Below are 9755 nucleotides of genomic sequence, written 5' to 3' on the forward strand. Positions count from 1 at the left end.
CGAGCCGCCGCCACGCGGAGCGGCCGCGGAAGACCCCTCCCGCGGCCGCTCCGCAGACCCTTTCCTCCCTCATCCCCCTACCCCCAGAGCCGGCAGCACCCGAACGGCAGGGCCCCGCAGGACCGCTGTACGCTTTACCGCAGTACGCAGGCCTTGCAGGACCGCAGTACCGACGCTCCCTATCCACCCCATTCTCCAAGGAGGAGACATGTCGGAGCCGTTCCTGAGCGAGATCAAAGTCGTCTCGTTCAACTTCCCACCCAAGGGATGGGCACTGTGCAACGGACAGTTCCTGCCCATCAACCAGAACCAGGCGCTGTTCGCGCTCCTGGGGACCACCTACGGCGGCAACGGGCAGACCACGTTCGCCCTGCCGAACCTGCGGGGACGGGTGCCCATCCACATGGGCAATGGCCACACGCTGGGCGAAGCGGCCGGATCCACCGCGGTGACGGTGAACATCCAGCAGCTTCCCACCCACCTGCACACCCTGAATGCGTCGGACCAGAACGGTACGCAGGCGGGGCTGGCCAACACGGTGACGGGGCGCGTGAACAACCTGTACGCGGCGCCCAGCGCGCTGATCACGATGAGCCCCACCTCGGTGACCTCGGTGGGCGGAAGCCAGCCGCACAACAACATGATGCCGTACCTGGTGCTGAACTTCATCATCGCGCTCCAGGGCATCTTCCCCTCCCAGAACTGACACCGGAGACCCAACCCAATGGCACAGCCTTACGTGGGCGAGATCCGGATGTTCGCCGGAAACTTTGCGCCCAACGGATGGATGTTCTGCGAAGGCCAGCCGCTGGCCATCGCGGAGAACGATGTCCTGTTCCAGCTCATCGGCACCACCTACGGGGGTGACGGCCAGGAGACCTTCAACCTGCCCAACCTGGCCAGCCGCGTGCCGATCCACATGGGCACCGGCCCCGACGGCACCACGTACCAGCTGGGCGAGATGGCCGGCACCGAGCAGGAGACGCTGACTATCCAGCAGATCCCCAACCACACGCACCCGCTGACCGGCACGACGACCACGGGCACGCTGACCACGGCCGCGGGCAACCTGCTGGCGCAGACGCCCGGCGGCGTGAAGCCGTACATCGAGCAGGATGCCGACACGAACATGAGCCCGCAGGCGATCGGGCCCGCCGGCGGGAGCCAGCCGCACGAGAACACCCAGCCGTTCCTCTGCATCAACTTCATCATCTCCCTGTTCGGGGTCTTCCCGAGCCAAACCTGAGGAGCGACTGCCATGTCCGACCAGTTCGTTGCGGAGATCCGCATCTTCCCGTTCAACTTCCCGCCCACGGGGTGGGCGTTCTGCGACGGGCAGCTGATGCCGATCTCGCAGAACACCGCGCTGTTCGCGCTGCTGGGCACCACCTACGGTGGCGACGGCAAGTCGACGTTCGCGCTTCCCGACATGCAGGGGAACGCGCCCATGCAGCCGGGGCAGGGGCAGGGGCTGACCGAGCGGTTCCTGGGCGAGATGTCCGGCGTCGAGAGCATCACCCTGCTGCAGTCGGAGATCCCGGTGCACACGCACCAGTTGAGGGGTTCGGCCGATCCGGGCGACAACACCGTTCCGGGGAACGCGATCTCGCTGGCCACCTCGACGGGCGCGTTCGCCTACGTGACGACGGCGCCCAACAGCGTCATGGCGTTCCAGGGGCTCCCGCCCGCGGGCGGCGGGCTGCCGCACAACAACATGCAGCCCTACCTCACGCTCAACTTCTGCATCGCGCTGCAGGGGATCTTCCCGCAGCGTCCGTAAGCACCGCCGGCGCAGGAATCGCGGAGCGGGGCGGCCCCTGGGCCGCCCCCTTCGCGCCTCCGTGCGCACAGTTTGTCGGAAAGTGGAAGAACCTCTGCACCGTTTACGATCCCACCCATGACCGACCTGTCTCCCGATTCCGTGACGCTCCGGCCCATCACGGATGCAGACCTTCCGTTCCTCCTGCAGCTCTACGGCTCCACGCGCGAGCCGGAGCTGGCGCAGGTGCCGTGGACCCTCGAGCAGAAGGCCGCGTTCGTGCGCCAGCAGTTCGAGGCGCAGCACGCCTGGTGGCAGGAGAACTACGCCGGCGCGCGCTTCGACCTGGTCCTCGTCGGCGGCCGGCCGGCCGGCCGGCTGTACGTGGACGTGTGGGAGCGCGAGGTCCGCATCGTCGACATCGCGCTGGCGCCGGGGCACCGCAACGGCGGGATCGGCACGATGCTGCTGAAGCGCGTGTTCGACGAGGCCGACGCGGCGGGAAAGCCGGTGAGCATCCACGTGGAGGTGTTCAACCCCGCGCGGCGGCTCTACGGCCGCCTGGGCTTCGTGGAGAAGGGAAAGCACGGCGACGTGTACATCCTGATGGAGCGCCCCGTGGGCGGGGGCGAGCCCGCCGTCGCCGCCTGACGCGGGCGGGGCGAGCGCGCCGGGATCACGATCCGCAGGTACCTCGTCCAGTTTCACGCGCAGGATACTCACGAGGCAGCGGAGGCCGCAGGGACGGGCTCTCTGCTGCCTCCATTGCTTCGTGAGTCTTCGCGGCGACCGGCCCGATTTTTGTCAAACCGTAAGTGGATCCTTGCATGTGCGGGGGCCGGAAGGGTGCGCGTGTAGCGTGCGTGCGCACCGCACCCGATGACGCGGCGCCAAGCCTGTTGCGGCTGCGCTGCGTTGGATCGGCGCCACGCAAACGTACGAAGTCGTTGAACGGGCGGCACTTGCGCCCGCCGCCGGGACCCGCGGAAGCGGCACGGGCCCCGGCGTTTCATTTGCAATGCACCACGGGAATACGGACGGGCCGGGTTTCATGGGCTCCCCCCTCTCGCCTTCCTCTCTGATTCCGCCCCGTCCGGCGGTTTCTCTCTTCCTTCCGACAACGGCACCCCGGCCGCGAGGCCGGTCCGCAAAGCCACGGGTCTCTCGCCCCTGTTCGCGGGAGACGGCCGGGCCGCCGAAGAAGGTCTCGCACCGGCGCGCTTGCCGGCCGCTTCGACCTTGCGAGGCATCCTTCCATGAGGCGCACGCTCCTCTGTGCCGCGGCCGCGGCCGTCGTCGTCGTGGCCTGCCGCGACGTGACCCAGCAGAACCCGAAGCAGGCGGCGAAGCCCGCGGCCCCCACGGCCGACGCGTCCGCGGCGGCCAAGGCCGACGAGTCGACCGTGTGCGCGGCGTACCGGCAGCAGCTGGGCGAGGCCCGCACGGCGCTGACGCACTCGCCGCGCGATGCCTCGCTGCGCCAGAACGTGGACACGTACGAAGCGATCATCTCCGACGCCTGTAACTAGCCCCTTCCCCCGTCCCGGGCCACGGTCATGAAAACCCCCAGCCGGGCTGCCGCCTTCCTGGCGGCCGCCCTCCTTGCCCTCGCACTCCCGCGTGCGGCGGCGGCGCAGAAGGCGCTCGTCGTCTGCCCTCCCACCGACGCGGCCGGGTGCGACCGCATCGCCCAGCAGCTGGCGCTGACGACCAGCGGCGGGAACCCGGTGTTCCCCGGCGGCGTCGACAAGCGCTACGACGAGCTGCGCACGATGTCACTGTCGCAGCTGTCGTCGTATTCCGTCGTCTTCGTTCCCTCGCTGGCCAACGCGCCGTACGCGCTGCTGCGCGAGGCGGCGGTGCAGACGCGGCTGCAGCAGGTGCTCACCGGGCGCGTGGCCGTGTGGTCGGGCACGCCCGACCGCGGGGCGATCAGCGGGAGCAGCGCCGGAAAGCTTACCCTCCTGCAGAATCTGGGGCGATGGGCGGCCGGCCAGTGGGGCGACGGCTCGGCGGGACTTGTGGTTCTCCAGGATTTCTCCGATCCCGCTCCCGGGGGCAGCTCGCCGCGGTACGACTGGGTGCTGGGGCTGGCGGGCGTGGCGGTGGGACCCGACGTGGCGGTGAACAGCTACGGGCAGGTGGAGAAGAACACCTCGAACCCGGCGGCCACCCCCATCGTGGGAAGCCTGGCGTACGCGAACATGGCGTCGTTCGGCCTCTCCTCTCCCGCTTCGCCCGGGCTGGTCGGGGCGTGGGGGCAGACGCCGCAGGGGAAGCGGCTGGTGCGCGGGCAGATCGTGCTGGAGAGCTTCACCCGCACCCCGCCGCAGAGCTTCATCATCACCTCCGCGGGTGGGACGCTGACCTTCGCGGCTGGGAAGGTGGTGCTGGTCTTTCCGCCTAACGCGGTGATCGAGGACCGCCGCATCTCGGTGGCCCCGGCCACGGTGTCAGACCCCGGGTACGTGGCGGGAACGGCGTACAGCTTCGGGCCCTCGGGAAGCTTCCTGCTTCCGGTTTCGCTGACGATCTCCTACAACGAGGCGGGGATCCCGACGGGTGCGAGCGAGACGGACCTGGTGATCTGCACCTTCAAGGCGAGTTCGTGGTCGGAGGTGCCCGGATCTTCCGTGAACACAGCCACCAACCAGGTGACCGCGAATATCGACCACTTCACCCGTTACGCCGTGTTCGTGCAGGGGAGCTGCGGCGACGACGGCGGAGGCGGCGGGAAGCCCGTCGGCTCGGTCGTGGTGGCCCCGGCGTCGGCCAGCGTGGCGGCGAAGCAGTCGCAGCTGCTGACGGCGACGGTGCTCGACAAGCAGAACAATCCCATCTCCGGTGCCACGGTGACGTGGAGCAGCACCAACGGCGGCTCCTTCACCACCACGACGGGGACGACGAACGGTAGCGGCCAGGTGACGACCACCTTCACCGTCGACTCGGTGGCGGGGACGGTGCACACGGTCACGGCGGCCGTGGGGGTGAAGAACGGGACGTCGACGCTGACGGTGGTCGCCGGCGCGGCGGCGAAGCTGGTGTTCGTGCAGCAGCCGACGACGACGGCGGCGGGATCGCCGATCACGCCGGCGCCCTCGGTGGCGATCAAGGACGCGTACGGGAACACGGTGACGACGGCGACGGACAACGTCACCGTCGCGATCGGGACGAATCCCTCGGGCGGGACGCTGTCGGGGACGGCGACGGTGGCGGCCGTGAGCGGCGTGGCCACCTTCTCCGGGCTCTCGATCAACAAGGTGGGGACGGGCTACACGCTCGCGGCGACGTCGGGGAGCCTTGCCGGCGCGACGAGCAGTGCGTTCGACATCGTCCCCGGCGCGGCGGCCTCGCTGGCGTTCACGCAGCAGCCCACCAACGCGCAGGCGGGCGCGGCGATCGCGCCGCCGGTCACCGTCACCATCCTGGACGGCACGGGGAACACGGTGACGGGGTCGACGGCGAACGTCACCATCGCCATCGGGACCAATCCCTCGGGCGGGGCGCTGTCGGGGACGGCGACGGTGGCCGCGGTGAACGGCGTCGCCACCTTCTCCAACCTTTCCATCGACAAGGTGGGGACCGGCTACACGCTGGCGGCGACGTCCGGCAGCCTCACCGGCGCGACCAGCAATGCGTTCGACATCCTCCCGGCCGGCGCGTCGAAGCTCGCCTTCACGGTGCAGCCGTCGAACACGGCGGCCGGCGCGGCGATCTCGCCGGCGGTGCAGGTGACGATCCAGGACGGGTTCGGCAACACGGTCACCTCCGCCACGGACAACGTGACCATCGCCATAGGCACCAATCCCTCGGGCGGCGCGCTCGGCGGGACGGCGACGGTGGCGGCGGTGAACGGCGTGGCGACCTTCTCCGACCTGTCCATCGACAAGGCGGGGATGGGGTACACGCTGGCCGCGACCTCGGGGAGTTTGACCGGCGCCACCAGCGCCGCGTTCAACGTCACCGCGGGGAACGCGTCGAAGCTCGTCTTCTCCGTGCAGCCGTCGAACACCACGGCGGGCGTGGCGATCTCCCCGGCGGTGAAGGTGGAGATCCAGGATGCGCTGGGGAACCTGGTCACCACGGCGACGGACAACGTCTCCATGGCGATCGGGAACAACCCGGCGGGCGGGACGCTGTCGGGGACGACTACCGTGGCGGCGGTGGGCGGCGTGGCGACCTTCTCCAACCTGTCGATCGACAAGGCGGGGACGGGATACACGCTGGCCGCGACGTCGGGGAGCCTGACCGGCGCGACGAGCACGGCGTTCGACGTGGGCGTGGGCGCGCCCGCGAACGTCGTCGTCACCCCCGCGCGCGACACCATTCCCGCGGGCGGGACGGCCGGCTTCAGCGCGACGGTGACGGACGCGTTCGGCAACGTCATCCCCACCCCCAGCATCACCTGGAGCAGCACGAACACCGCGGCGGCCACGGTGAGCCCGACGACGGGGAACAGCACCACGGCCACGGGCGCGAGCCCGCTGTCGGCGGACGACTCCACGCGGATCACCGCCACCAGCGGCTCGGCGTCCGGCTACGGGGTGCTGCTGGTGCTGGCCGTCTCGCCGCCCGACGCGAAGGACGACGCCTTCACCATCGACGCGGGGAACCCGCTCAGCGGCAGCCTCTTCAACGACAACGGGAGCGGCGCCGACTACCTGGGCCAGCCGGCGGCCACGCTCACCAGCTTCGGCGGCGGCAGCCTGGGCGGCGGGGTGACCGGCCACGCCGCGGGGAGCAGCGCCTCGCTCGCCGGCGGCACGCTGACGGTGAACGCCGACGGCTCCTTCACGCTGACCGGTGCCACCACCGGCGGCACCTTCACCTTCCTGTACCGGCTGACGAACTCGCAGGGGACCGACGACGCCACGGTGACGATCACCGTGCGCCGCGCCCCCGACGCGAAGGACGACGCCTTCAACATGCTGCCGGGCGCCACGCTGAACGGCGACCTGACGGCGAACAACGGGAGCGGCGCGGACGACCTCGGCTTCCCCGCGGCGACGGTCGCCTCCTTCGGCGGCGGCTCGCTGGGCGGCGCGGCGGGCGACCACGCGGCCGGCTCGAGCGCGGCGCTGGCCGGCGGTACGCTGACGGTGAACGCGAACGGCTCGTTCTCGCTGGCCGGTCCCACGCAGACGGGGACCTTCACCTTCCAGTACGTGCTGAGCAACGTCGCCGGGGCGGACACCGCGACGGTGACGATCGTGATCCAGCGCCCGCCCGACGCGAAGGACGACGCGTTCACCATGAACACGGGCACGACGCTGAACGGCGACGTGACCGCGAACAACGGGAGCGGCGCGGACGACCTGGGCGACCCGGCGGGGACGGTCACCGGCTTCGGCGGCGGGTCGCTGGGCGGGAACACCGGCACCAACGCGGCGGGCGCGAGCGTGTCGCTGGCCGGCGGAACGCTGACGGTGAACGCGAACGGCTCCTTCTCGCTGACCAACCCGACCACGGGCGGCACGTTCACCTTCCGCTACCGCCTGACTAACCCGGCGGGCGTGGACAGCGCGACGGTGACCATCACCGTGAACAAGGCGCCGGACGCGAAGGACGACGCCTTCACCATGCTGCAGGGCGCCACGCTGAACGGCGACGTGACGGCGAACAACGGGAGCGGGGCCGACGACCTGGGCTCGCCGCCCGCGACGGTGGCCTCGTTCGGCGGCGGCTCGCTGGGCGGGACCGTCACCACGAACGCGGCGGGCGCGAGCACGGCGCTGGCGGGCGGGACGCTGACGGTGAACGCGAACGGGACCTTCTCGCTCGCCAACCCGACCACGTCCGGGACCTTCACCTTCCAGTACCGGCTGACGAACGCGGGCGGCTCCGACGACGCCACGGTGACCATCGTGGTGCGGCGGCCGCCGGACGCGAAGGACGACGCGTTCACCACGCAGACGGCCACGACGCTGAACGGCAACGTGACCGCGGACAACGGGAGCGGCGCGGACGACCTGGGCGACCCGGCGGCCACGCTGACCGGCTTCGGCGGCGGCTCGCTGGCCGGCAACACGACCACCAACGCCGCGGGAGCCACCGTCTCGTTCGCCGGCGGGAGCCTGACGGTGAACGCGAACGGCAGCTTCTCGCTGACCAATCCCACCACGGGCGGCATCTTCACCTTCCGCTATCGGCTGACCAACGCGGCGGGGGTGGACAGCGCCACGGTCACCATCACCGTGAACGCCCCGCCGGTGGCGGTGGCCGACACGCCGGCGGCCAACAGCGCGCCGGGCGGCGCGTTCCACACGGCGCTGAACACGGCGCTGTCGACCCCCAGCCTGCTGGCGAACGACTTCCTGGGCTTCCCCGCGGCCACGGTGGCGTCGTTCGGCGGCGGCACGCTGGGCGGCACGGTGACCACCACTACCGCCCCGGGCACCATCACCGTCGACGGGCACACGCTGACGGTGAACGCCAACGGCTCGTTCACCTACACGCCGAAGAACAACTTCACCGGCCTGTTCACCTTCCAGTACCGGATCTCGAACACGGCGGGGACGTCGGACGCGACGGTGAAGATCGCGGTGGGCGTGAGGCCGTCGGCCGCCAGCAGCACGTACGCGCCGGCGCTGGTGGGGAACGTGCCGATCAACACCAGCACCAGCACGGGCTTCGCGGTGACGGCCGCGGGTGACGTGCCCACGTACGACGTGACCGTGGCCACCGGCGGGACGGCGGTGGTGCACGCGGACCGGACCTTCGAGTTCACGCCGAACGCGGGGTTCACCGGCGCGGCCAGCTTCACCTTCACCGTCACCAACGGCTTCGGCACCAGCTCGCCGGGCACGGTGTCGCTCACCGTCGGTCCCTCGGTGGTGTGGTTCGCCGACTCGGCGGCGGCCGCGGGCGGTGACGGGCGGAAGGGAACGCCGTTCAACTGCCTGGTGGGCGCCAGCGGGTGCTACAACGGCTCGGCCAACCTGGCGGGGCACGTGATCTACGTGGCCGACGGGAAGTACGCCGGGACGGGGGCGCTGGTGTTGAAGAACACGCAGCGGGTGATCGGCCAGGGGGCCACGGGCGTGTTCGCCACCCTCGCGGGTCTCACCTGGCCCGCGGACGCCGGCACGCAGCCGGCGACGGGCGGCACCGCGCCGGTGATCGGCCCGACGACGGGGGCAGGCATCACCCTGGCCAGCGGCAACATCGTCCGCGGGGTGCGGGTGGTGACACCCGCGGGCGGCGGGATCACCGGCACCTCCGTCGGCACGCTGACGCTGACCGAGCTGGCGATCAACGCCACCGGCGGCCCCGCGCTGGACCTGGGCTCGGGGACGGCGGTGTCGGTGACGGTCGACTCGCTGAAGTCCACGAACAGTTCGACGACTGGGATCAACCTGTCCAGCGTGGCGGGGACGATCACCATCAACGGGACCTCGAGCGCCATCACCAATCCCACGGGCGCGGCGGTCAGCATCAGCGGGAGCAATCCCACCTTCACCTTCCCGGGAACCATCTCCAAGACCAACGGGAGCAACGGGGGGATCTCGCTGACGGGGATGACGGGAGGAACGGTGAGCTTCACCGGGCCCAGCATCGTCCTCAGCACCGGGACGAGCGTGGGGATCAACATCACCGGCACGCCCACGGTGAGCTTCGTGGACTCGGTGAAGGTGACCACGACCAGCGGGAACGGCATCAACGCCACCGGCGGCGGCACGCTGACCATCACCGGCACGCACAACTCGATCAGCTCCACCGGCGGGATCGCGCTGAACGTGAGCGGGACCACGATCGGTGGCGCCGGGCTGAACTTCCGCTCGATCAGCGCCAACGGCGGCGCGAACGGGATCGTGCTGGTGAACACCGGCAGCAACGGGCTGACGGTGAGCGGCAGCGGCACCGCCGGCTCGGGCGGGACGATCCAGAACACGAGCGGGGCGGACGGCGCGATCGCGGGGAACGGGGTCTACCTGTCGAGCGCGCAGAACGTGTCGCTGGCGTTCATGGCCATCAACGACCACGGGAACAACGGGCT

The 9755-nt window shown here is 70.6% G+C and carries 6 protein-coding genes and 1 riboswitch; all 6 genes read left to right on the top strand.

Translation table 11 applies throughout. The features are described from left to right. Nucleotides 1–208 precede the first annotated feature (208 nt). Nucleotides 209–706, top strand: a complete 498-nt coding sequence (locus tag VF092_06750) for a tail fiber protein (protein HEX6746980.1) — start codon at nt 209–211, stop codon at nt 704–706. An 18-nt stretch (nt 707–724) separates the two neighbouring features. Continuing rightward, complete coding sequence (locus tag VF092_06755) at nt 725–1246, top strand: tail fiber protein (protein HEX6746981.1); 522 nt, start codon at nt 725–727, stop codon at nt 1244–1246. Nucleotides 1247–1258: 12 nt separating this feature from the next. Continuing rightward, the gene (locus VF092_06760) at nt 1259–1780 is read left to right on the top strand and encodes a tail fiber protein (protein HEX6746982.1); all 522 of its coding nucleotides are present in this window, start codon (nt 1259–1261) and stop codon (nt 1778–1780) included. Nucleotides 1781–1897: 117 nt separating this feature from the next. After that, a complete protein-coding gene (locus VF092_06765; protein HEX6746983.1) occupies nt 1898–2410 on the top strand; it encodes a GNAT family N-acetyltransferase in 513 nt (170 codons plus the stop codon). A 461-nt stretch (nt 2411–2871) separates the two neighbouring features. Continuing rightward, a riboswitch (cyclic di-GMP riboswitch) is annotated at nt 2872–2959 on the top strand. Between the two features lie 56 nt (nt 2960–3015). Further along, nucleotides 3016–3288, top strand: coding sequence for a hypothetical protein (locus VF092_06770; protein ID HEX6746984.1), 273 nt, complete (start codon nt 3016–3018; stop codon nt 3286–3288). A gap of 27 nt (nt 3289–3315) precedes the next feature. Then, the coding region (locus VF092_06775) for an Ig-like domain-containing protein (protein HEX6746985.1) at nt 3316–9755 on the top strand (6440 nt) is incomplete at its 3' end.

The sequence above is a fragment of the Longimicrobium sp. genome (assembly GCA_036377595.1).
Taxonomy (GTDB): domain Bacteria; phylum Gemmatimonadota; class Gemmatimonadetes; order Longimicrobiales; family Longimicrobiaceae; genus Longimicrobium.

What these genes read in the sequence shown, in the direction of transcription:
- VF092_06750 (HEX6746980.1), top strand. Translation starts at nt 209, where the DNA reads ATGTCGGAGCCGTTCCTGAGCGAGATCAAAGTCGTCTCGTTCAACTTC.
- VF092_06760 (HEX6746982.1), top strand. Translation starts at nt 1,259, where the DNA reads ATGTCCGACCAGTTCGTTGCGGAGATCCGCATCTTCCCGTTCAACTTC.
- VF092_06765 (HEX6746983.1), top strand. Translation starts at nt 1,898, where the DNA reads ATGACCGACCTGTCTCCCGATTCCGTGACGCTCCGGCCCATCACGGAT.
- VF092_06770 (HEX6746984.1), top strand. Translation starts at nt 3,016, where the DNA reads ATGAGGCGCACGCTCCTCTGTGCCGCGGCCGCGGCCGTCGTCGTCGTG.
- VF092_06755 (HEX6746981.1), top strand. Translation starts at nt 725, where the DNA reads ATGGCACAGCCTTACGTGGGCGAGATCCGGATGTTCGCCGGAAACTTT.